Source organism: Pseudomonas sp. W5-01, assembly GCF_046540435.1.
GTDB classification, from domain to species: Bacteria; Pseudomonadota; Gammaproteobacteria; order Pseudomonadales; family Pseudomonadaceae; genus Aquipseudomonas; species Aquipseudomonas graminis_B.
In genome coordinates, this window is sequence record NZ_JAXCIP010000005.1 from 121,273 (window position 1) to 143,866 (window position 22,594).

21 protein-coding genes are annotated in these 22,594 nt (G+C 60.9%); 15 read left to right on the plus strand and 6 right to left on the minus strand.

Annotated features, from left to right (window positions below):
* The first annotated feature begins 77 nt into the window (after positions 1-77).
* From rfbB to SLW75_RS17310, 7 genes are all read left to right on the plus strand, one after another.
* Positions 78-1,157 (plus strand): dTDP-glucose 4,6-dehydratase, encoded by a 1,080-nt coding sequence (gene rfbB, locus SLW75_RS17280; RefSeq protein ID WP_410935024.1) that lies wholly within the window; start codon positions 78-80, stop codon positions 1,155-1,157.
* A complete protein-coding gene (gene rfbA / locus SLW75_RS17285) occupies positions 1,154-2,029 on the plus strand; it encodes a glucose-1-phosphate thymidylyltransferase RfbA (RefSeq protein WP_065987414.1) in 876 nt (291 codons plus the stop codon). Before rfbB ends, rfbA begins: the two co-directional genes overlap by 4 nt.
* Positions 2,026-2,571: a dTDP-4-dehydrorhamnose 3,5-epimerase gene (rfbC, locus tag SLW75_RS17290; RefSeq protein WP_065987415.1), complete on the plus strand. Its 546-nt coding sequence runs from the start codon at positions 2,026-2,028 to the stop codon at positions 2,569-2,571. The genes rfbA and rfbC overlap by 4 nt, the downstream gene beginning before the upstream one ends.
* Complete coding sequence (gene rfbD / locus SLW75_RS17295) at positions 2,568-3,449, plus strand: dTDP-4-dehydrorhamnose reductase (protein WP_065987416.1); 882 nt, start codon at positions 2,568-2,570, stop codon at positions 3,447-3,449. Before rfbC ends, rfbD begins: the two co-directional genes overlap by 4 nt.
* Positions 3,450-3,538: 89 nt before the next feature.
* Positions 3,539-5,353: an ATP-binding protein gene (locus SLW75_RS17300; protein ID WP_192130731.1), complete on the plus strand. Its 1,815-nt coding sequence runs from the start codon at positions 3,539-3,541 to the stop codon at positions 5,351-5,353.
* Positions 5,350-6,726: a sigma-54-dependent transcriptional regulator gene (locus SLW75_RS17305; RefSeq protein ID WP_065987417.1), complete on the plus strand. Its 1,377-nt coding sequence runs from the start codon at positions 5,350-5,352 to the stop codon at positions 6,724-6,726. The genes SLW75_RS17300 and SLW75_RS17305 overlap by 4 nt, the downstream gene beginning before the upstream one ends.
* Positions 6,719-7,186, plus strand: coding sequence for a YiiD C-terminal domain-containing protein (locus tag SLW75_RS17310; RefSeq protein WP_065987418.1), 468 nt, complete (start codon positions 6,719-6,721; stop codon positions 7,184-7,186). The genes SLW75_RS17305 and SLW75_RS17310 overlap by 8 nt, the downstream gene beginning before the upstream one ends.
* Positions 7,187-7,350: 164 nt before the next feature.
* Here SLW75_RS17310 and cysQ read toward each other — a convergent pair whose 3' ends face one another.
* A complete protein-coding gene (gene cysQ, locus SLW75_RS17315) occupies positions 7,351-8,193 on the minus strand; it encodes a 3'(2'),5'-bisphosphate nucleotidase CysQ (protein ID WP_410935025.1) in 843 nt (280 codons plus the stop codon).
* Positions 8,190-8,756 (minus strand): ADP compounds hydrolase NudE, encoded by a 567-nt coding sequence (nudE, locus tag SLW75_RS17320; RefSeq protein WP_410935026.1) that lies wholly within the window; start codon positions 8,754-8,756, stop codon positions 8,190-8,192. Before nudE ends, cysQ begins: the two co-directional genes overlap by 4 nt.
* 96 nt (positions 8,757-8,852) lie before the next feature.
* Here nudE and yrfG point away from each other — a divergent pair, with 96 nt between their 5' ends.
* A complete protein-coding gene (gene yrfG, locus SLW75_RS17325) occupies positions 8,853-9,515 on the plus strand; it encodes a GMP/IMP nucleotidase (RefSeq protein ID WP_065987421.1) in 663 nt (220 codons plus the stop codon).
* A gap of 132 nt (positions 9,516-9,647) precedes the next feature.
* On the opposite strand, the gene lysM is transcribed toward yrfG, so the two are convergent.
* Complete coding sequence (gene lysM, locus SLW75_RS17330) at positions 9,648-10,094, minus strand: peptidoglycan-binding protein LysM (RefSeq protein ID WP_192130727.1); 447 nt, start codon at positions 10,092-10,094, stop codon at positions 9,648-9,650.
* 171 nt (positions 10,095-10,265) lie between these two features.
* Here lysM and SLW75_RS17335 point away from each other — a divergent pair, with 171 nt between their 5' ends.
* The 4 genes from SLW75_RS17335 (at position 10,266) to SLW75_RS17350 (ending at position 15,218) form a co-directional block, all read left to right on the plus strand.
* Complete coding sequence (locus tag SLW75_RS17335) at positions 10,266-11,153, plus strand: LysR family transcriptional regulator (RefSeq protein WP_296313504.1); 888 nt, start codon at positions 10,266-10,268, stop codon at positions 11,151-11,153.
* Between the two features lie 94 nt (positions 11,154-11,247).
* The gene (fdhD, locus tag SLW75_RS17340) at positions 11,248-12,087 is read left to right on the plus strand and encodes a formate dehydrogenase accessory sulfurtransferase FdhD (protein ID WP_410935027.1); all 840 of its coding nucleotides are present in this window, start codon (positions 11,248-11,250) and stop codon (positions 12,085-12,087) included.
* A gap of 2 nt (positions 12,088-12,089) precedes the next feature.
* The gene (locus SLW75_RS17345) at positions 12,090-14,420 is read left to right on the plus strand and encodes an FdhF/YdeP family oxidoreductase (protein WP_410935183.1); all 2,331 of its coding nucleotides are present in this window, start codon (positions 12,090-12,092) and stop codon (positions 14,418-14,420) included.
* Between the two features lie 336 nt (positions 14,421-14,756).
* Positions 14,757-15,218 carry a glycine zipper domain-containing protein gene (locus tag SLW75_RS17350; protein ID WP_410935028.1) on the plus strand — a complete coding sequence of 154 codons (462 nt, stop codon included), beginning with the start codon at positions 14,757-14,759 and terminating at the stop codon, positions 15,216-15,218.
* Between the two features lie 70 nt (positions 15,219-15,288).
* On the opposite strand, the gene SLW75_RS17355 is transcribed toward SLW75_RS17350, so the two are convergent.
* Positions 15,289-15,717 (minus strand): acyl-CoA thioesterase, encoded by a 429-nt coding sequence (locus SLW75_RS17355; protein WP_410935029.1) that lies wholly within the window; start codon positions 15,715-15,717, stop codon positions 15,289-15,291.
* A 54-nt stretch (positions 15,718-15,771) separates the two neighbouring features.
* Entirely contained in the window at positions 15,772-17,703 is a 1,932-nt protein-coding gene (locus SLW75_RS17360; RefSeq protein WP_410935030.1) for an ATP-dependent DNA helicase RecQ, read from the minus strand.
* Between the two features lie 242 nt (positions 17,704-17,945).
* Between SLW75_RS17360 and SLW75_RS17365 the strand changes: the two genes are divergently transcribed.
* The 3 genes from SLW75_RS17365 to SLW75_RS17375 all read left to right on the plus strand — a co-directional run bounded on the left by SLW75_RS17365 (position 17,946) and on the right by SLW75_RS17375 (position 20,978).
* On the plus strand, positions 17,946-18,749 hold the full coding sequence (locus SLW75_RS17365) for a hypothetical protein (protein WP_296307749.1): 804 nt from the start codon (positions 17,946-17,948) through the stop codon (positions 18,747-18,749).
* Positions 18,750-18,877: 128 nt separating this feature from the next.
* A complete protein-coding gene (locus SLW75_RS17370; protein ID WP_410935032.1) occupies positions 18,878-20,005 on the plus strand; it encodes a hypothetical protein in 1,128 nt (375 codons plus the stop codon).
* Between the two features lie 238 nt (positions 20,006-20,243).
* A complete protein-coding gene (locus SLW75_RS17375; protein ID WP_410935033.1) occupies positions 20,244-20,978 on the plus strand; it encodes a hypothetical protein in 735 nt (244 codons plus the stop codon).
* Between the two features lie 62 nt (positions 20,979-21,040).
* Here the strand turns inward: SLW75_RS17375 and SLW75_RS17380 are convergent, their stop codons facing one another.
* Positions 21,041-22,582, minus strand: a complete 1,542-nt coding sequence (locus SLW75_RS17380; protein WP_410935034.1) for a phosphoenolpyruvate carboxykinase — start codon at positions 22,580-22,582, stop codon at positions 21,041-21,043.
* Positions 22,583-22,594: the final 12 nt, after the last annotated feature.

A 22,594-nucleotide genomic window follows, 5' to 3' on the forward strand; every position in this document is an offset into this window, starting at 1 on the left:
AGCAAGGCCCCACAAGCTATGCTCCATCGTCCTACGCCTTTATCGTCTTACGTCTTTCCAGGGAAGAAGGTTTATCCATGCGAATACTTGTTACCGGTGGCGCCGGCTTCATCGGCTCTGCGCTGATCCGTCATCTGATCAACAACACCGATCACGACGTTCTCAATTTCGACAAGCTGACCTACGCCGGCAATCTTGAGTCGCTGCAGGGCATCGCCACGAACACTCGGTATGAGTTCGTGCAACAGGACATCGTTGATCAGGCCGCCGTGAGTAAAGTCCTCGCGCGCTTCAAGCCGGACGCCATCATGCACCTGGCGGCTGAATCCCACGTCGACCGCTCGATTGACGGCCCGTCGGAGTTCATCCAGACCAACATCGTCGGCACCTACAGCCTGCTGGAAGCGACTCGCAGCTATTGGCTGACCTTGCCCGACGCCGAGCGCGCCGCCTTCCGCTTTCACCACATCTCCACTGACGAAGTGTATGGCGACCTGCACGGCGTGGACGACCTGTTCACCGAAACCACGCCCTACGCGCCAAGCTCGCCGTACTCGGCCAGCAAAGCGGCGTCGGACCATCTGGTTCGCGCCTGGCAACGCACCTACGGGCTGCCGGTGGTTGTCACCAACTGTTCGAACAACTACGGCCCGTTCCATTTCCCCGAGAAGCTCATCCCGCTGGTGATTCTCAACGCCCTGGCCGGGAAGCCGCTGCCGGTGTACGGCAACGGCCTGCAAGTGCGTGACTGGCTGTTCGTCGAAGATCACGCCCGCGCACTGCTCAAAGTGGTGACCGAAGGCAAGGTCGGCGAGACCTACAACATTGGCGGCCACAACGAACAAAAGAACATCGACGTCGTGCGCGGCATCTGCGCGCTGCTTGAAGAGCTGGCGCCGGAACAGCGCAAAGGCGTGGCGAGCTATGCGGACCTGATCACCTACGTGACCGACCGCCCCGGCCATGACATGCGCTACGCCATCGACGCCAGCAAAATCGAACGCGAACTGGGCTGGACACCGGAAGAGACATTCGAATCCGGCCTGCGCAAAACCGTGCAGTGGTATCTCGACAACCTTGAATGGTGCCGCAACGTGCAAGACGGCAGTTATCAGGGCGAACGCCTGGGCACCAACGTGAAGGAACTGATTGCATGACTAAAGGAATTGTTCTGGCCGGCGGCTCTGGCACGCGCCTGCACCCGATCACCCTCGGGGTCTCCAAACAGCTGTTGCCGATCTACGACAAGCCGATGATCTATTACCCGATCTCGGTGCTGATGCTGGCCGGGATCAAAGACATTCTGGTCATCTCGACGCCGCTGGACCTGCCGCAATACAAGGCGCTGCTGGGTGACGGCAGTCAGTTCGGCGTGCACTTTCATTACAAGGAGCAACCGAAGCCGGACGGCCTCGCGCAGGCATTCCTGATTGGCGAAGAATTCATCGGCGATGACTCGGTGTGCCTGATTCTGGGCGACAACATCTTCCACGGTCAGCACTTCAGCGAACAGCTCAAGCGTGCGGCGGACAACACCTCCGGCGCGACTGTGTTCGGCTACTGGGTCAAGGATCCGGAGCGTTTTGGCGTGATCGATTTCGATGAGCACGGTCACGCGCTGTCCATCGAAGAGAAGCCCAAGGCGCCTAAATCCAGCTACGCCGTGACGGGCTTGTACTTCTACGACAACGAAGTCATTCAGATCGCCAAGGACGTCAAGCCGTCCCCGCGCGGCGAGCTGGAGATCACCGACGTCAACAACGCCTACCTCAAGCGCGGCGACCTGCGCGTCGAGCGCTTTGGCCGCGGCTTCGCCTGGCTCGACACGGGTACCCATGACAGCCTGCTGGACGCATCGCAGTACGTGCAAACCATCGAGCATCGTCAGGGCCTGAAAGTCGCGTGCCTGGAAGAAATCGCTTTCCAGAACGGCTGGATTGACCGCGCTCACCTGTTGAACAGGGCTGACTATTTCGGCAAGACCGGCTACGGTCAGTACCTGTTCAAGATCGCAGGGGAAAGTCAGTGAAAGTGGTTGCCAGCAAGTTGCCTGAAGTCCTCATCATCGAACCCAAGGTGTTCGGCGATGAGCGTGGCTTCTTCTACGAAAGTTTCAACGCCCGGGCCTTCGCCGAGGCCACCGGCGTCGCCGATCAGTTCGTGCAGGACAATCACTCGCGCTCGCAAAAAGGCGTCCTGCGCGGGCTGCATTACCAGATCGAAAACCCGCAGGGCAAACTGGTGCGCGTGACCGCTGGCCGCGTGCTGGACATCGCCGTCGACATCCGTCGCAGCTCCCCGCAGTTCGGCCAGTGGTTCGGTCTGGAGCTGTCTGCCGAGAACGCTCGTCAGCTGTGGATTCCCAAGGGTTTCGCCCACGGCTTCGTGGTGTTGAGCGACTACGCCGAGTTCCTCTACAAGACCACCGACTACTACACGCCGTCGGCCGAGCGCTGCATTCGCTGGGACGATCCCGAGCTGGGCATCGACTGGGGCTTGAGCGAAGCGCCTCAACTGTCGGCCAAGGATCAGGTCGGCAAGCTCTTGAAAGACGCGGACCTGTTTCCGTGAGCGCGCCGCTGCGGATTCTGATCAGCGGGCAACAGGGCCAGGTGTCCCAGGCGCTGCAGCAACGCCTGCAGAACATGGGCGAGCTGATCGTGCTGGGTCGCGATCAGCTGGATTTGAGTCAGCCGGAATCCATCCGCCCGGTGGTTCGCGACATCAAGCCTGACCTGATCATCAACGCTGCCGCACACACGGCGGTGGATCAGGCCGAAAGCGAGCCGGACCTGGCCTTCGCCATTAACGCGACGTCTCCCGGTGTGTTTGCTGAAGAAGCCGCCGCGCTGGGCATTCCGCTGATTCACTATTCCACCGACTATGTGTTCGACGGCAGCAAGGCCGGCGCGTGGGTTGAATCGGACGCGCCTAACCCGCTGGGCGTCTACGGCAGCAGCAAGCTGGCGGGCGAGCGGGCCATCGCCGCAGCGGGCGGGCAGCACCTGATTTTGCGCACGAGCTGGGTGTATTCCCTGACCGGGCGCAACTTTCTGCTGACCATGCAGCGCTTGCTCCAAGACCGCGAGAAGCTGTCGATTGTTGCCGACCAGATCGGCGCACCCACCTGGGCCGGCACCATCGCCGCCAGCACCGGCGCGCTGATTGAACGCTGGCGCGATGGGGCGCCGGGCGCCTGGGGTGTTTATCACCTGACCGCCAGCGGCGAGACGTCCTGGTTCGGGTTCGCTGAAGCGATCGGTCAGCAATTGATCAACAGCGGCAAACCCTGCGCAGTACTTGAGCCGATTGCTTCAAGCGCGTACCCGACGCCGGCCGCACGTCCGCTCAATTCACGCCTGGATTGCAGCCTGTTGCAGCGCGAGTGGGGTGTCAGCCAGCCCGACTGGCACGATGCGTTGCTGGAGTGCTTAGCGCAGCAGCGGTAGGCATAATGGGCCGACTCGATGTTGAGCGGCTGCGGAATACTGATTCATCCGCAACCGCCCTGCATCGCAACGCACCCACCGGCGATTCCATGATCAGCACTAACGCCCTTCCCCGCCGTCCTCGCTGGCGCAGCCTTGCCTTGCTGGCGCTGATCCTTGCCCCGCTGTTGTGGCCGCTCGAACGCCTGGCCGAACACTATTACCGCAATGAGCTGCTGAGCCAGAATCGCCAGACCCTCGACCTGTACGTTGCCAACCTGCTGGGCACGTTGCACCGCTACGAAGTGCTGCCGCAGATTCTCGGCGACCTGCCTGGCCTGCGCGCCATGCTGGCGAACCCGCAGGACAAACAGGCCCAGGCCCAGGCGAACGTGCTGCTGATGAACACCGCCAGCCAGACCGGCGCCGAGGTGATCTACCTGATGGCGCCCAATGGCGAGACCCTCGCTGCGTCGAACTGGGACAAACGCGACAGCTTCGTCGGCCGCAACTTCGCCTTCCGCCCGTATTTCAGCAACGCCATGGCCGGCAACCTCGGCCGCTTTTTCGGTTTGGGCACGACGTCGGCCAAACGCGGCTACTTCTTCGCCGCCGCCGTGCGCGACGGCGATACCGTGATTGGCGTGCTGGTGGTCAAGGTCGATCTGGACCTCACTGAAACGTTGTGGGGCAAGACGCCAGAGCAGTTGCTCGTCACCGACCACAACGGCGTGGTGATCCTCACCTCCAACCCCAACTGGCGTTTCCGCGCCACGCGCCCGCTCAGCGAGGAAGAAAAGCAGGCCATCGTCGCCATTCAGCCCTACCCGACCCGCGATCCGCGCCCGCTGCAGCTGGATGAAAACGGCTGGCTGACGCAAACCCAGCAGATCGACGAAACCGGCTGGAGCGTTAACATCCTCGCGCCCAAGGTGCTCCTGTCGAGGCCTGTTCGAACCGTCGTGGCGATTGGCGGCGCGGCGTTGCTGGTCTTGATGTTGCTGCTGGGGCTAATGATGCAGAGGCGCAGGCATTATCTGGATCGCATCAACTTCGAGGCCAAGGCGCGCCGTGAACTGGAAGTGCGAGTCGCCGAGCGGACCTGTGACCTGGAAGGCGTCAACCAGCGACTGCGCCAGGAAGTTCTGGAACGCGAGCAGGCGCAGCAAGAACTGTTTCGCGCCCAGGACGAACTGGTTCAGGCCGGCAAGCTGTCGGCGCTGGGCACGATGTCGGCGAGCATCAGCCATGAACTCAACCAGCCGCTGGCGGCCATTCGCAGCTACGCCGAAAACGCTGAAGTGCTGCTCGATCACCAGCGCACCGAAGACGCGCGCGGAAACCTCAAGCTGATCAGCGAACTCACCGGGCGCATGGCGTCGATCATTGCGCACCTGCGCGCCTTCGCCCGCCGCGACCGGCATGCGCCCGAAAGCGTGGCGTTGCAACCGGCGCTGGACGATGCACTGGCCCTGCTTGCCAAGCGACGGCGAGCGATGGAAGTGGAACTGATTCGTGACCTGCCCGCCGCCACCTTGTGGGTGCAGGCCGGCGAGACGCGCCTGCGTCAGGTGCTGGGCAATCTGCTGGCGAACGCGCTGGACGCACTGACCGAGAAAGGCCCGCCGCGCAAGTTGTGGATCAGCGCCGAGTACAACGCCGAGGGTGTCAATCTGTTCATCCGTGACAACGGCCCGGGCTTTTCACAAGAGGCACTGGAGCACGCCCGCGAGCCGTTCTTCACCACCAAGACACGCACACAGGGACTCGGCCTGGGCCTGGCGATCTGCGATACGCTGATGCGCGCCCTGGGTGGCGAGCTGCTGTTCGCCAATCACCCGGAAGGCGGCGCGCTGCTGACGTTGCGGATGCGCACCGGCGCCTCGGGCGTCAACCTTCAACCGTCTGAGGACTTATCTGCATGAGCACCGACGCCATCGACAGCCGCATTCAGGTGGTGCTGATCGACGACGACCCGCACCTGCGCCAAGCGCTGAGCCAGACGCTGGACCTCGCCGGCCTGAAAATCCTGCCGCTGAGCGACGCCAAAGGCCTGCAAGCGCGCATCGAACGCGACTGGCCGGGCGTCATTGTCAGCGACATTCGCATGCCGGGGATTGACGGCCTCGAACTGCTCCACCAGCTGCACGCCCAGGATCCTGAGCTGCCGGTGCTACTGATCACCGGCCACGGCGACGTACCGCTGGCAGTGCAGGCCATGCGCGCGGGTGCTTACGATTTTCTGGAAAAACCCTTCGCCAGCGACGCACTGCTCGACAGCGTGCGGCGGGCTCTGGCGCTGCGCCGGCTGGTGCTGGACAACCGCAGCCTGCGCCTTGAGCTCAGCGATCGTCAGCAACTGAGCACGCGACTGGTGGGGTTGTCTGCCCCCATTCAGCGCCTGCGCGATCAGATCGGTGCGCTGGCCGCGACCAAGGCCGACGTGTTGATTCTCGGTGAAACCGGTGCCGGCAAAGAAGTGGTCGCCCGCGCCCTTCACGATTTGTCCAATCGCAGAAACGGTCCGTTCGTGGCGATCAACGCAGGGGCCCTGGCCGAGTCGGTGGTGGAAAGCGAGCTGTTCGGCCACGAGTCGGGGGCTTTTACCGGCGCGCAAAAGCGGCGCATCGGCAAGTTCGAATTCGCCAACGGCGGCACGCTGTTTCTGGATGAAATCGAAAGCATGAGCATGGACGTTCAGGTCAAGCTGCTGCGCTTGCTGCAAGAGCGCGTGGTCGAGCGCCTGGGTGGGAATCAGCAGATCCCGTTGGACATCCGGGTGATCGCGGCGACGAAGGAGGACCTGCGCCAGGCCGCGGATCAAGGGCGTTTCCGGCCCGACTTGTATTACCGCCTCAACGTCGCCCCATTGCGCATTCCGCCGCTGCGCGAGCGTGGCGAAGATGCACTGGTGCTGTTCCAGCATTTCGCCGACACCGCCAGTTTGCGCCACGGCCTGCCACGCCATGAACTGCAGCCTGGGCATCGTGCGCTGCTGCTGCGCCACACCTGGCCGGGCAACGTGCGTGAACTGCAGAACGCCGCCGAGCGTTTCGCCTTGGGCCTTGAGCTGGAACTGGAAGGCGAGGCGCAGCCAGATCTGGTGGCGTCCAATGGCGGGCTGAGCGAGCAGGTCGAGGCGTTCGAGCGAGCATTGATCGCCGCCGAATTGACCCGCCCGCACACCTCGGTCCGTAGCCTCGCCGAAGCGTTGGGCCTGCCACGCAAAACCCTGCACGACAAACTGCGCAAGCACGGGCTGACCTTCAACGGCGCGGGGTCCGACGACAATGACTGATCGGGGTTGCTCGTCTGCTGAAGACCTGGAAGCGGTGCTGCACCGGGACATCCCCCTCACCCGGGAGATGGGCATCAAGGTGCTGGGCTGGCGAGAGCACCAACTTCGTCTACACCTGCCGTTGGCGCCCAACGTCAATCACAAGAACACCTTGTTCGGCGGCAGCCTGTATTGCGGCGCGGTGCTGGCAGGATGGGGCTGGTTGTATTTGCGGCTCAAAGAAGCCGGGATCGACGACGGGCACATCGTGATCCAGGACGGCCAGATCAGTTATCCCCTGCCGGTCACCCGCGATGGCGTCGCCATTTGCGACGGAACGGATGAAGCGAGCTGGGAGAAATTTCTGAAGCTCTACCAACGCCGCGGCCGCGCACGACTGGCGCTGCACACCCGGATCGTGGCGGAAGATTCAGAAGAAACGGCAGTAGAATTCGTCGGGCAGTTCGTGCTGCATCGCTGAACACATCCTTCCACCTGTAGGAGCGTGGCTTGTCCCGCGATCGATCGCGAAGCGGTCGCAAATCCGATCGGTGCAATTCGCTCTGGAAAACCCAGCGCTGCATCTGCGACGACTGCGTCGCCGATCGCGGGACAAGCCACGCTCCTACGAGGGAACCGAAAGCTTCAGGTCAGCGCCAGCGCCAGCAACGCGTCGCGCCACGTGGCTTCCCCCGGTAGCGCCAGGAAGTACGAATTCAGCAGTGTCTCCCGCGCTGGATATTCGAACGTCGTGCCGTCCAGGTTCAACACCACACCGCCCGCGCCTTCCACGACACCTTGGGCCGCAGCCGTGTCCCACTGAGAGGTGGGCGCCAGACGCGGGTAGCAATCGGCAGCCCCTTCGGCCAACAGGCAAAACTTCAGCGAGCTGCCGATATTGGCCAGCTCCAATTCACCCACCACTTCCGACAAACCGGCCAGCAACTTCTGTTGCTCGGGGCTTGAGTGACGCCGGCTGGCGACCACGGTGAACGCTTCTCCCGCGCCCGGCTCATTGCGCACGCTGATCGGCGCCAGGTGCTGCGAATCGTCACTGCGCCACGCGCCCAGCCCGGCGCCACCGAAATAGCAGCGGTTGTTGGTCGGCATCGACACCACGCCAAACACCACGCGACCGTTCTCGATCAGCGCCACGTTGACCGTGAACTCTTCACTGCCGGCAATGAATTCCTTGGTGCCATCCAGCGGGTCCACCAGCCAACAGCGCTGCCACTGACTGCGCTCGCTCAACGGAATATTCGCGTCCTCTTCGGACAGAATAGGAATGCTCGGATCCAGCGCCTTGAGCCCCGCCACCAACAGCTCATGGGCGGCCAGATCAGCAGCCGTTACCGGCGAGTCGTCCGACTTGACCGCGACCTCCACGCCGGAGCGCCAGAACGGCAGAATGACTTCCCCAGCTTGGCGGCAAAGCTCGATGACGGGGGCAAGCAGCGGGTGCGGCAATGGCGTGAATGTCGGGTTCATGGCAGGAAATCCCCACGCTCAGCCAGCAGGTCGCGGGCAAGGTATAACGCAGCCAGCGCGCGCCCCTCAGTGAACTGCGCTTTCTGAACCAGAGCGGCAAGCTCGCGCAGATTGACCTTGTCCACACGCATCGGCTCAGGCTCGTCGCCGGGCAGCGTTTCTTCATACAAATCGGTGGCCAGCACGACCTGGATTTTCTGGCTCATGTAGCCCGGCGAAAGCGACAGTTCGGTCAGGTGCACCAAGGTCCGCGCGCCATAACCGGCTTCTTCCTTGAGCTCGCGATTGGCGGCGGCCAGCACGTCCTCGCCCGGCTCGATCAAGCCCTTTGGCAGCGACAGCTCGTACTGATCAGTGCCGCCGCAGTATTCCTCGATCAGCACGGCGTGATCGGCATCGAGCATGGCCACGATCATCACCGCGCCATAACCGCTGCCGCTGCCGACCAGCCGCTCGTAGGTGCGCTCGACGCCGTTGGAAAAGCGCAGCTGCACTTCTTCAACGCGGAACAGGCGGCTGCTCGCGACGATTTCGCGAGAGAGGACGGTAGGTTTCTGCTGCATGACGAGCTCCTTGGCGTAGTCGGGTTACTATACCGTGGCTTTTGCGGATGTCTTCGCCGCAAACCCACGCGACCCCTCCAACGCCGAGAGACCTGCATGCCTTCTTTGCCCTGGCGCGATATCGACACCGTTCTGCTGGATATGGACGGCACCCTGCTCGACCTGCATTTCGACAATCACTTCTGGCTGGAGCATCTGCCCAGGCGCTACGCCGAGGTGCACGGGGTCAGCCTGGCAATGGCGCAGCTGGAGCTGATGCCGCTCTTCGAAAAAAACGCCGGCACCCTCAACTGGTACTGCACCGACTTCTGGAGTTCGGAGTTGAACCTGCCGGTGAAAGACCTGAAAGTCGAGATTGCCCACCTCATCGCCTTGCGCCCCGACGCCGAGACGTTTTTGGCCGCCATCAAGCAGGCCGGCAAACGGGTGATCATGATCACCAACGCTCACCGTGACTCGCTGTCGCTGAAGATGGAAAGACTGGAACTGGCGCCCTACTTCGAGCGCTTAATCAGCTCCCACGACTATGGCTATCCCAAGGAACACCCGCAGTTCTGGGATGCGCTGCAGGACGACATCAAGTTTGACCCGGCGCGCAGCCTGTTCATCGACGACACCTTGCCGATCTTGCGCAGCGCTGGGCGATACGGTATCGGCCACTTGCTGGCAGTGCGCGAACCGGACAGCCGCAAAGGACCCAAAGACACCGAAGAATTCGAAGCCGTTGAGGATTATCGGGCGTTGATGAAGGGGTTATAAGCGCAAAACGAATCAGGAGCACGCTTGCCCGCTTAACTCGCACACCCCACCCAAACATGGGTCGGGATGTCCGAATGTCGCCGGTAAGGGCGCTCCTGCAAGAGTCGGCGTACGGTCAGTAAGACCGCCGCGTTACTCAGGAATACGCAGAGACTGACCTGGGTAGATCTTGTTTACGTCCTTCAGCATCGGCTTGTTGGCGTCGAAGATCTTCTGATACTTGTTGGCATCGCCATACACGCGCAACGAGATGGCGCTGAGGGTATCGCCCTTCTGCACAGTGACCAACGTCGCAGCAACCACGGCAGGCGCCCCAGCCGCGATGGTCAGTTGATCATCAACACTGCCAACACCGGCGATGTTACCGGCAGCCAGCACGATCTTCTCTTTCTCTTCCTGACTGGCGACTTCGCCCGTCAAGGTGATCTTGTCGCCGTCGACCGTCGCATGAACGTTGGGATTGCCCAGCCCGACAGACTCGATGTGCTTTTTCAGCTCTTCGCTGGCGTTGGCGTTTCCTGGGGTGAGCAGGTCGATAAGCTTCTCACCGGCTTCCTTCACAAAACTGAACAGACTCATGGGTTTCTCCTTGGTGACGTCGTAGTGTCGTTGTGGTTTCCCGCGCAACATCTGTTCCGCTGACATTGCCCGACAAACCTCCGACCCGTGGCCGGGTCTCAAGGTTTCAAGCCATTGGACGTTCGGTCGCGATAGACTTCGCCGGGCCAGCCTGTGCCTCAAGGAATGAAGATGGACATTAAACAGCTGAAATTTCTGATCGCCCTCGACGAAACCCGTCACTTCGGGCAAGCGGCTGCGCGTTGCCATATCACGCAACCGACACTGTCGATGCGTCTGCGCAGCCTCGAAGAAGAGCTGGACCTGCCGCTGGTCAATCGTGGCCAACGTTTCGAAGGATTCACCGCCCCGGGCGAACGCGTCCTGGCATGGGCGCGCACGGTGCTGGCGGCCTACGACGGTTTGCAGGCTGAAGCGGCCGCCTGTCGCGGGAATCTGGTGGGCACATTACGGCTGGGCGTGGTGCCGCTGTCGAATTTCGATCCATTGCCCTTGCTGCAACGTCTGCATTCTCTGCACCCGAGCATGCGCTTTGAGCTTTCATCGCTGAGCTCCGAGCAGATCCTCGATCAACTCGCCAGCAACCGCCTGGACCTCGGGGTTTCGTACCTCGACCGACTCGACTCCGAGCGCTTCGACTCATTGGAACTGGCCGAAACCCGCATGGGGGTGATGTACGACCAGCGTTATTTCAGTTTTGCCGAAGCGACATCGAGCTGGGAAAGCCTGACCGAACTGCCCCTTGGGCTGCTCACCAGTGGCATGCATTTTCGGCAATCCATCGATCACAACTTTCACAGTCGCGGCCTTCATCCGCAGCCGATCATCCAGACCGATGCGGTCCATCAGCTGCTGCAAGCGGTGCATGGCGGGTTCTGCTGCGCGATCATGCCGCTGGACGGCGGCCTTGAATCACTGACCGAGCACCTTCGGCTGCAGCCGATTGAAGAGGCACAGACCCTTGCCCGTCTCGGCTTGATCATGCGTCGCTCGGCACCGCGGTCGGCACTGGCTGAAGCCTGCCTGGCGCTTTACCACACGATGATGGAGGCGTCTTGATCGACATCATCTATCGGTGCATCAGTACTAGCGATTAGACGTAATCCGACCGGAGGCCTAGGCTTAAGCCTAATCAATCTGCCGGTCACCCCCGATGCACGCCAAGCACATGGATATCACGGCGCCCGCACAACAATTGCCCGCGCCCGCCGCAAGCCAGTCCTACAGCTATACGAACCTCGAACACGATGTCAGCGAGCCCAATGTGCTTGCCGAGGAAGTCGCGTTGGCGATTGCCTATAACGGCATCAGCCAGGCGGTCATGCTGGTCACGCCCACTGACCTGGAAGATTTCATCGTCGGCTTCAGCGTGGGCAGCGGCCTCATCGAATCACCGGATGAGATCTACGACATCAAGCTCGGTGGCTGCGGCTCTGCGCAGACCGCAGACGTCGAAATCGCCAGCCGCGCCTTCTGGAACCTCAAGACCCAACGTCGGCAACTGGCCGGCACAAGCGGTTGCGGCCTCTGTGGCGTCGAAGCCGTCGAGCAGGCATTGCCCGAGCTCAACGTGCTGCCCGGCGCGCCCCTTCCCCCCGCCGAATGGCTGAAAGGTCTGCGCGAGCGTATGGGCCAATTTCAGCCGTTGGGCGAACACTGCGGCGCGGTCCATGCGGCGATGTTTATGGACGCTCGAGGCGAAATTCTTTTAGGTCGTGAAGACATCGGCCGACATAACGCTCTGGACAAGCTGATCGGCGCGCTGATTCGTCAGGACATCCCGACCACGGGCGGTCTGGCCATCGTCACCAGCCGCTGCAGTCTGGAGCTCATTCAAAAAGTATTACGTGCCGGCATTCAGACCCTCGTCAGCCTGTCATCGCCCACCGGCCTGGCGCTGCAATGGGCCCGACGCCACAACCTCAACCTCATTCATCTGCCTAAACACAGTGCGCCGCGGGTTTACAGTCCTGCGTTGGAGAATCAAGCGTGAGCATGCATAAAGAAGCCGACAAGGTATCGACCCCCCGCTACAAGCCCTACAAAGGCCCGGCCGGCGGATGGGGCGCATTGATCAGCGTCGCCCACTTCTGGCTGACCAGCGACAACGCCCTGAAGAACATCCGCACGATGCTCAAGACTAACCAGAACGGCGGCTTCGACTGCCCGGGTTGCGCGTGGGGTGATTCGCCGGAAAGCGGCATGGTCAAGTTCTGCGAGAACGGCGCCAAGGCAGTGAACTGGGAAGCGACCAAGCGCCGCGTCGATGCGTCCTTCTTCGCCCGCTACAGCGTCAGCTCGCTGCTTGAGCAAAGTGATTACTGGCTGGAATATCAGGGCCGTCTGACCGAGCCAATGGTCTACGACGCCCAGACCGATCGCTACAAGCCGATTGCCTGGGACGACGCCTTTGCGCTGATTGCCAAGCACCTGAACAATCTGCCGAACCCGAACATGGCCGAGTTCTACACCTCGGGCCGTGCCAGCAATGAAGCGGCGTATCTGTATCAGCTGTTCGTGCGTGCCTTCGGCACCAACAACTTCCCCGACTGCTCGAACATGTGCCATGAAGCGAGCGGCGTTGCTTTGTCGCAAAGCGTGGGCGTCGGCAAAGGCACCGTAACGTTTGATGACTTCGAGCACGCGGACGCGATTTTCGTCCTCGGTCAGAACCCGGGCACCAACCACCCGCGCATGCTGGAACCGCTGCGTGAAGCGGTCAAACGCGGCGCGCAAGTGGTGTGCGTCAACCCGCTGAAAGAGCGCGGTCTGGAACGTTTCCAGCACCCTCAGCACCCGCTGGAAATGCTCAGCAACGGCTCCGAGCCGACCAACACGGCGTATTTCCGTCCGGCACTGGGCGGCGACATGGCCCTGCTGCGCGGCATGGCCAAGTTCCTGCTGCAGTGGGAACGCGAAGCCCAGGCGAACAACGAGCCATCGGTGTTCGATCACACCTTCCTCAACGAACACACCAATGGCGTACTGGAATACCTCGCTGCCATTGACGACACCTCGTGGGAATTCATCGTCGAGCAATCGGGTCTGCCATTGACCGACATCGAACTCGCCGCGCGGATGTACGCCAAAGGCAAGAACGTGATCATGTGCTGGGCGATGGGCATCACTCAGCATCGCCATTCGGTGCCGACCATCCAGGAAGTCTCCAACCTGATGCTGCTGCGCGGCAACATCGGTCGGCCAGGCGCAGGCCTGTGCCCGGTGCGCGGTCACAGTAACGTGCAGGGCGACCGCACGATGGGCATCAACGAACGTCCGCCGGCGTTTTTCCTTGATGCGCTGGAGAAACGTTTCCAGTTCAAGGTGCCGCGTGAAAACGGCCATAACGTCGTCGAAGCGATTCACGCGATGCTGGAAGGCCGCGCAAAAGTCTTTATCGGTCTGGGCGGCAACTTCGCTCAAGCCACCCCGGACAGCCCGCGCACTTTCGAAGCCCTGAGCAACTGCGACCTGACCGTCCAGATCAGCACCAAGCTCAACCGCAGCCACCTGGCCCACGGCAAGGAAGCGCTGATTCTGCCGTGCTTCGGCCGTACCGACATCGACATCCAGGCCGAAGGCCCGCAAGCGGTAACGGTTGAAGATTCGTTCAGCATGGTCCACGCGTCCAACGGTCAGCTGAAGCCGCTGTCGCCGCAGATGCGTTCCGAGCCTGCGATCCTGGCGGGCATTGCCAACGCAACACTGGGCAAGCAGCCGGTGGACTGGCTGTGGCTGGTGGCGGACTACAGCCGCATTCGCGACCTGATCGCCGACACCATTCCGTCATTCCAGAACTTCAACGAGAAGATCAAAAACCCGGGCGGCTTCTACCTGGGCAACGCCGCAGGCTCCCGTCGCTGGAACACGCCGAGTGCGCGGGCCAACTTCAAGGCGAACGTATTGCCGAGCGACCTTGTGCATGAAAGCATTCGTGGGACAGGCATCGTGCCGGACCTGATCATGCAATCGATGCGTTCTCACGATCAGTACAACACCACCATCTATGGCCTGGACGACCGTTACCGCGGCGTGAAAGGTCAGCGTGACGTGATGTTCGTGAACGAGGCCGACATCATTCGTCTGGGCTTCGTACCCGGTCAGAGAGTCGACATCGTGTCGATCTGGGGCGATGCCATCGAACGTCGCGTGAAGGGCTTCACCCTGCTGCCGTTCGACATTCCGGCCGGCCAGGCCGCGGCGTATTACCCGGAAGTGAACCCGCTGGTACCGCTGGAAAGCGTGGGCGACGGCAGCAGCACGCCGACGTCCAAGTTCGTGGCGATCAAGCTGGAACGGCATGTGGAGACAGCGCGGATTATTTGATCCTGAGCTGAAGAACCTTGTAGGAGCACGCTTGCCCGCGAAGACCTGCTTTCAGCCTCCGGAGAAAAAGGCTGAAGGTCCCGGCCCCTTCGTGAGCAAGCTCACTCCCACAGGTTCCTTGCGGCGATAGCAGGATATAGCGCCACAAAAAAAGGCCCGAATCGCGAGATTCGGGCCTTTATCAAGTAGCGTATGACTCACCAATACGACTTCGGTTCCCAAGCCAAAACAATAAGTTAGCGTTTTGTATACAGGTCGTGTTATTCGTCGGATTTAGATTGTGACATTTTCTTCATGATCGCAGGATCGCGGCGTCATCCCTATGAGCATCCATACATGAAGTATTCCTCGATTCTGTTGTTATCGTTCTCACTGGTCAGCGGTTTTGCCTCAGCAGGCGATAACGTGACGGCCGGCGTGGGCGGCGCATTGGGTGGGGTACTCGGCTCCGTCGTCGGCCAACAGGTCGGCGGCAGCACAGGTTCGGCAATCGGAGCCGGCCTTGGCGGCGCGGCTGGTGGCGCAGTGGGCGCAAACCGCCGGAACCGTACCGAAGCCGCCATCGGCGGCGGCCTGGGTGCTGCTGGCGGCAACGTAGTCGGTCGCAGCGTCGGTGGCAGCACCGGCAGTCTGATTGGCGCAGCAGCAGGCGGCGGCGCGGGCGGCGCACTCGGCAACTACATGGGCGACGAGAGCCGCCGTGGCGATGACCGAGGCCGTGGCTACCGTGGCGATCGCCGCGACTACAAACACGGTCGCGGTCACGCGCATGGTCATCGCAAACACCATCGTGACTGATGCCGTCGAGCCCGACTCGCGCACCTGACCCGATGAATACCGGCCGCCCATAAAGCGGCCGGTATCATTTTCAGACCACCAAACGCTCAAGCGCCTGCCGCAACGCCGCAGGGATCGGCACCGGCTGATTGGATGCCCGATCCACGAATACATGCACGAAGCGTCCTGCCGCCCGCGCCTCGTCTTCCCCCGCCTTGAAGACCGCCAGCTCATATTGCACCGAGCTGTTGCCCAGCTTGCCAACCCGTAGCCCGACCTCGATCAGCTCCGGATAGGCAATCGACGCAAAGTAATCGCACGACGAACTCACCACAAATCCCACCGCTTCACCGTCGTGGATATCCAGTCCGCCCTGTTCGATCAGGTAGGTATTCACCGCGCTGTCAAAGAAGCTGTAGTACGTGACGTTGTTGATGTGACCGTACACATCGTTGTCATGCCAGCGCGTCACGATCGGCTGGAAGTGGCGATAATCGGCGCGCTGCGGGGTGTCGTTCATGGGGTTCCCTCCGGTTTGTCTGCTGTGCTTCCTGGTTGATGAAATCCGTGACCGCTATTGAATCTGGCGCTGAATCCATTCCCGCACGTCCGCATACGGGTAAGCCTCCAGCGCCGCGAAACCGCCGATGTTCCGGGCCTTGAGCCGGGTAAACATCGGCACGCTGATCCCGCACAGAAACCGCGTCAGGCACTCCGCGCCCGGCTCATGCCCTCGGGCCTCGAGGTGCTTGCCGACGAACTCGCTGCATAGCTCCGCGAAGTCCTTCTCGCTCAACGGCGTCAAGGCTGGCGGCTCGGGGAGCACGGCGACATGCCCCTCACACACCGAGCAGTGGCCGCAATGCGCGGGCGCACGGTCGTCGCCAAAGTATTGAGCCAGACGATGACTGAGGCACTGCTGGCTGGCAAACAGCTCGAGCATGGCGTGGATGCGCGCGACTTCGGTCTTTTCGTGGTGGACGAAGTAGTCATGCAACTCTTCGCTCAGGGCCTGGGCGTCGAAGTCGGCGGCGATCAGGCTGTAGACCTCGGTCATCTGCTTGCTTTCGAGTTCGATCCAGCCCTTCTCCTGAAAGAAATCAAGCGCCGTCACCACGCGCCCGCGCTCGGCCTGATACTGCTGGTACATGGCGTCGAAGTTGACGGTTGCCCATGTCCGCGCCCGGCTTGACGTCTCGGTCAGCGCCTGCACGAATTCACGTCGTTCGCCTTGAAAGCGCTGCACCAGCACCTGCGGTTCGATCAGGTATTTGAAGCGGTATTCCGCGAAGTACGAATAACGCGGCGCAATGATCCCGCGCAGCTCCAGTTGCACCAACAGCGTTTTGAGCGGCAGTTGACGGATATTGCTGAGGTCCGACAAGGGCGCCAGCAGAAACTCCCACTGACTGTCGTTACGCGCGCCTTGCAGATCTTCCAGCACCAACCGGATGCCTTCCTGCTCCGGTGTGTCGCCGTACACGAAGTTCTCCAGCACGTTCAGGCTGTCGCGATTGGCCAGCACCAGACACTCCGACGTCGCCCCGTCCCGGCCCGCACGACCGATCTCCTGGCTGTAGTTCTCGATGGATTTGGGCAAATCGAAATGCACGACGTTGCGGATGTCACTCTTGTCGATGCCCATCCCGAAAGCGATGGTGGCGACGATGCAGTTCAGACGCCCGTCCATGAACTGCCGCTGGATCGACTCGCGCTTATCGTGAGGGAGGCCTGCATGGTAGGCGTACGCCGGGATGCCGTTCTGCGACAGGTGAGCCGCCACGAACTCGGCGGTCTTCTGCAGCGTAACGTAGACAATGCTCGGCTGACCGGCCCGTTCGCCAAGCCACTCCACCAGACGCCGGCGCTTGTCCCGGCCTGCAACCGGCTCGACCCGCAGCGTGAGGTTGGGCCGGTAGAAGCCCGTCGTCACAACGTCGTCCAGCGCGATGCCGAACTTGCTCTGCATGTCACTGATGACTTGGGGTGTCGCTGTCGCTGTCAGGAGCAGCGCCTGGGGGATATTGAACTCGCGCTGGTAGTCAGGGAGTTTGAGGTAGTCGGGCCGGAAGTTGTGGCCCCACTCGGAAATGCAGTGGGCCTCGTCCACTACAAGCAGCGAAATCGGCACCTGAGTGATGAAATGCCGGAAGCGCTCGTTCTTCAGGCGCTCGACGGAGATCATCAGGATTTTCAACTCGCCGGAGCGCGCCCTGGCCATGACGTCGGCGACGTCATCACGACTTTGCGCGGAGTCGATGCTCGCCGCCGCAATGCCGTGTCGCTGAAGGAAAGCCAGTTGGTCCTGAATCAGCGCCAACAGCGGTGATACCACCAGCGTCAAATGCGGCAGCAGCAATGCCGGCAGCTGATAGCAGAGGGATTTACCGGACCCCGTGGGAAAGATCGCTGCGGCGGAGCGCCCTGCCAAAACGGCACTGATGGCGGCCTCTTGTCCGGCGCGAAACTGCCGATAACCGAAAACCTGCTCAAGGGTTTGATGCATGTGCTGCCACTCCTTTGACCGTCGCAAGGGCGTGAACCATAGCGCGGTGGGTCCGGGCGCAATACACCTAAACCATTACAGAAATATCGGACAGGATACAGCGCGGACAAATACCGCGCGCCATGCTGGCAAAACGTCATGCCGAGGATTAATCTCGCGCGACGCGTATTCAAGCGCTGTACGTCAGCCACCCCGATTGACTGCAAACCGGTCGACAACACACGATTCGCCAAGGAGAGGCAATGCAATCCACGCCACAGCCCGAGGATGACGGGCTTACCATGCAACGGCTGGCCCCCGGCCAATTCGACGTTGTGCTCGGCTCGCATCCTGCCCGGCGAGCTGCCGCATCCGGCAACGGCAACTGGCCGCTGAGTAGCGTTCTGATCTGCCTCGCGCTGCTGATCGCGATTATCTTTCTGATCACGCAAATGTTTCGCACGCCCAAGCCTGCAGCAACGGTCATTCCTGCGCCGCCCATCGCAGAGGTGGTCAGTGAGACTGACCCAGAGCCCGTCGCTCAGGTGCGCAACGTCGAACAAGTGGTTTATATCGCCCCCAAAGTTGAAGTCTCCCAACCCGCCACGGCGCGGCCGCTCGACGCCTGCCTGAAAGACGGCAACGTGATCGACCGGGATGTCATCAATTGCCGCTTCGGTGAAGCTCAGGCCAACGACTCCCAAGCCACTCGACCCCAAGGCATGGTTTCAGATCGTTACATGGCGACCTACAAGGCCGCCGCCGCCAAACCCAAAACCGAGCCCGCGCGGCGCTATGAAGTAGCAGGTGTGTTCATCCGTGAAATAGACGGGCGAAATCGCTATGAAGCCCGCTATCGCATTTCCAACAACCATATTGAAACCAGCAGTGTCTGCATGAACTTCCTGGCCGACAGTGTCGAACACCGTGAATGCCGTCGCGCCGCCGTACCCTACTTCAAAGACATGTGCAGCGATTGGAGCAAACGCGTCGCCAAAGATAAGAGCGACAAGAACAAACTGGCGCAAGAGCAGTACTGCACTGCGGCCCGGGATTACTCAGCGTGATGGAAAAACAATTCACGTCACCAGACAGTCATTAGCGCTCCACTGAACATGAAGTAACAACAACAGCGGACGCGTCCACAATCAGTCTTCTAACCTCGTGATTCCTATCCACCAACGAGGTTATAAACATGACAACATTTACAATTTTCTTTTGCGGCACGGGCTCGACTAAATACGACCACCTGCACAAGAACTACTGGAACGGTGAGCTGGTTGCGACGCTGGCCAATAACATTGACGGTCACGAGTTCGCCGAGTGGATCGTCATTGACGGTCCGGGTAGCGGCAATATGCAGGCCGATGAGCTGTTCACCGAACCCAAAGCATTCGGGTGGACTGGCCCCGCTTTCGGCAAAGGCTGGCACGAGAATGTGCAGCATGCCGTCAACATCATTCAGGGCAAATTTGACTGGCAAAGAACCAAGCTGTCGGAAGCCGATTACCAGCGCCTCAAGCGAGCCGATGTGCCTATTCCCGACGCCCAGGCGCACGGCTCGTGGTTCTGGCGGCAGTACGACTACGGCAATCGCATCAGCCCGCAGGAACTCCAGCAACAGCTGATCAAGAACCTGAGAAAAGGCGGCTTGATCCCAAAGCAAATCAATCTGGTGGGCTGGAGTCGTGGCGGCGTCAGTTGTCACATGCTCGCCAATGCGCTGCTGGCTAATCCGGCCACGCGTCATATACCGGTCAACATATTTGCGGTGGACCCGGTGCCCGGCCCCTTGAATTACCAGCTCGAAAAAGTTTCTCTAGGCAGCAACGTCAAAGAATATGTGGCGTTCTATGCCCGCGACGAACGCTCTAAAGGATTTTCCTGCATCATTCCTAAAACAGCTCCCAAGACCAAAGTCAGCATCTATCCCATGGCCGGACGTCACGCGACGCTGGTGGGTAACGCGTCGCTCTCGGGAGCGAGTGGGCCAGGTGACCTGACAGAGCCTGGCAAGCTGGTGCGGCATTACGCCGAAGTGTGTCTGACCCGATGGGGAACGAAGTTACAAAGAAAACTCAACTTGTCGGCCATCGACATTGGCAAACTGCACCAAAGTATCGTTATGCATGAAGCCAAGTTCATCAAGATGCGAAGCCACTCATACACTGTTTTGGTTGAAGACCACAAAACAGAGCGGTATGTCAGTTATGCCGACAAGGGAATCGGTTTCAGCATGGTAGCGGGAACGCCGTTTAAACCTGCGGAAGGGTTGGCGGCGAACCTCGCAAAAGGAGCCAGCGCGTACAAAGATATCTCTTGAGGTTCGATCCACGCCCGTGAAGCATCCCGCCGTTCAGGTTTCTGACTGCACGGATCAACGCCAACGCCCTCCTGGCTGAGCGCTGCGCTGGCGAAAAAGAATTCCCGAAGAAACCGCGCCCACTGAGGGCGGTTTCTTCGTTCCGTTTTTTGTCATCGCCTCATTGACCCGCCGGCGCATTCTGCGGTCATAGGAGGCTAGAGTCAGAGACAACCGCAGCGATTACGGACGGAACAACATGCCTCAAGCAGCCCCGCGAACCCATACACGCCTGCTACCGCTGTTACTCGCAGTCACCGCCGCTCTTCTTTCGGGCTGCGGCGATGAAGCCAAGACAGCCGGGACGGCGACCGCAAGTGCCCCGCCCCTTCAGAAGAGCATGATTGTCGACGTCAGTGGCGCGCTCAACCTGCACTACGAGGCAAAAGGCGATCAAGTAGCCGTTGGCTTCCTGCCCGGCAAACTGCCCGGCTCCAACTGGCTGACACTCAGCGCGGATCAGGAAGCCGAAGGCGACCGCAATGAGGTGAGCATCGGTCCCATCCTCGGGTTCTCTTTCGACAACCCCGATCAAGAGAAGAAGGCGATCATGTTTCAGGGTGGCCGCGTCGAAGTCGCCCACGATGAAAACAGCGCGTCCTACGACACCGGTTCGTACTATCAGTATTTCGACACGGACAAGGGTGGGGGCAACAGCAACGTCCAGCTCGTCTTCAGCAAAATCGAGAAACTCACCTCCCCCAACAAACTGCTCGACCGCTATCGGTTGATCGGCACGTTCCAGTTCAACGCGGCGCTTTCCCCTGAACAGCCCACCGACGAATGTACTCGGGAAGCCGCTGCGTACGCGGCCCAGCACGGCGAACGCCACCCGGGGTTCGATGCCAAGCTGTGTAATGCGAAGAGCGTTGTGGCGAAGGGCAGCTTCGACATCACCCAGGACTTTCCGGTGACGACGAAGGCTGACGGCTAGCTATCGCGCAGGTATAAAAAAAACCGCCCCGAAGGGCGGTTTCTTTTTAGCAGGTACCGATCTTACAGCTTCGGGCCCGCTGCCTTGATCGCGTCGCTCACTTCGAACTTCTTGAAGTTCTCGATGAACAGGCCGGCCAGTGCTTTGGCGGCTTCGTCGTACGCCGCTTTGTCAGCCCAGGTGTTGCGCGGGTTGAGCAGTCCGGTTTCGACGCCTGGCACGGAGGTCGGGACGTCCAGGTTGACGGTGTCGAGGTGCTCGGTTTCTGCACCGATCAACGCGCCGCTCTGAATGGCCGCGATAACGCCGCGGGTAGTCGGAATGTTGAAGCGTTTGCCGACACCGTAGCCGCCGCCGGTCCAGCCGGTGTTGACCAGGTAGACCTTGGAGCCGAAACCGCGGATGCGCTTGATCAGCAGCTCTGCGTATTCGCCCGCCGGACGCGGGAAGAACGGTGCGCCGAAGCAGGTAGAGAACGTCGACTTGATGCCGGCGCCCGACCCCATTTCAGTGGAACCGACCAGTGCGGTGTAACCCGACAGGAAGTGGTAGGCCGCTTGTTCTTCGCTGAGGATCGACACCGGTGGCAGCACGCCCGTCAGGTCGCAGGTCAGGAAGATCACCGCGTTTGGCTCGCCGCCCAGGTTCTTCTCGGAACGCTTTTCAACGTGCTCGAGCGGGTAAGCGGCGCGGCTGTTCTGAGTCAGGCTGCCGTCGGCGTAGTCGGCATGACCGGCTGCGTCCAGCACCACGTTTTCCAGCACGGCGCCGTGCTTGATGGCCTTCCAGATAACCGGCTCGTTCTTCTCGGAGAGGTCGATGCACTTGGCATAGCAACCGCCTTCGATGTTGAAGACAACCCCTTCACCCCAGCCGTGTTCGTCGTCACCGATCAGGTAACGGGTCTCGTCGGCAGACAGCGTGGTTTTACCGGTGCCGGACAGACCGAAGAACAGCGTCACGTCGCCGTCTTCACCCATGTTGGCCGCGCAGTGCATTGGCAGCACGTCGGAAGCCGGCAGCAGGAAGTTCTGCACCGAGAACATGGCTTTCTTCATTTCACCGGCGTAACGCATACCGGCAATGAGGACCTTCTTCTGGGCGAAGTTAATGATGACGCAACCGTCGGAGTTGGTGCCATCACGCTCAGGCACGCACTCGAAGTTAGCCACGTTGAGCACTTGCCATTCTTCACGGCCGGCCGGGTTGTACTGGGCCGGATTGATGAACAGGCAGCGACCGAACAGGTTCTGCCAGGCTGTCTGCGTGGTCATCTTGACCGCAAGGTAGTGATCTTCGGCGGCGCCTACGTGCACGTGGGAAACGAAGTGTTCCTGAGCGTTGTTGAACGCCTCGACACGCGCCCACAGGGCATCGAACTTGTCGGCCGGGAACTTGCGGTTGATCGGACCCCAGGCGATCGCAGCCTGGGTGGAGGGTTCGTCTACGATGAAGCGGTCGACAGGCGAGCGGCCTGTGCGGTGGCCTGTTTCCACGACGAGTGCGCCAGTATCGGACAGCACGCCTTCTTCGCGTTTGAGGGCTTCTTTAACCAGATCGTCGACACTGAGATCGGTGTGAACGGCGTTATTGGCTTGCGTCATGAGATTCCCCGT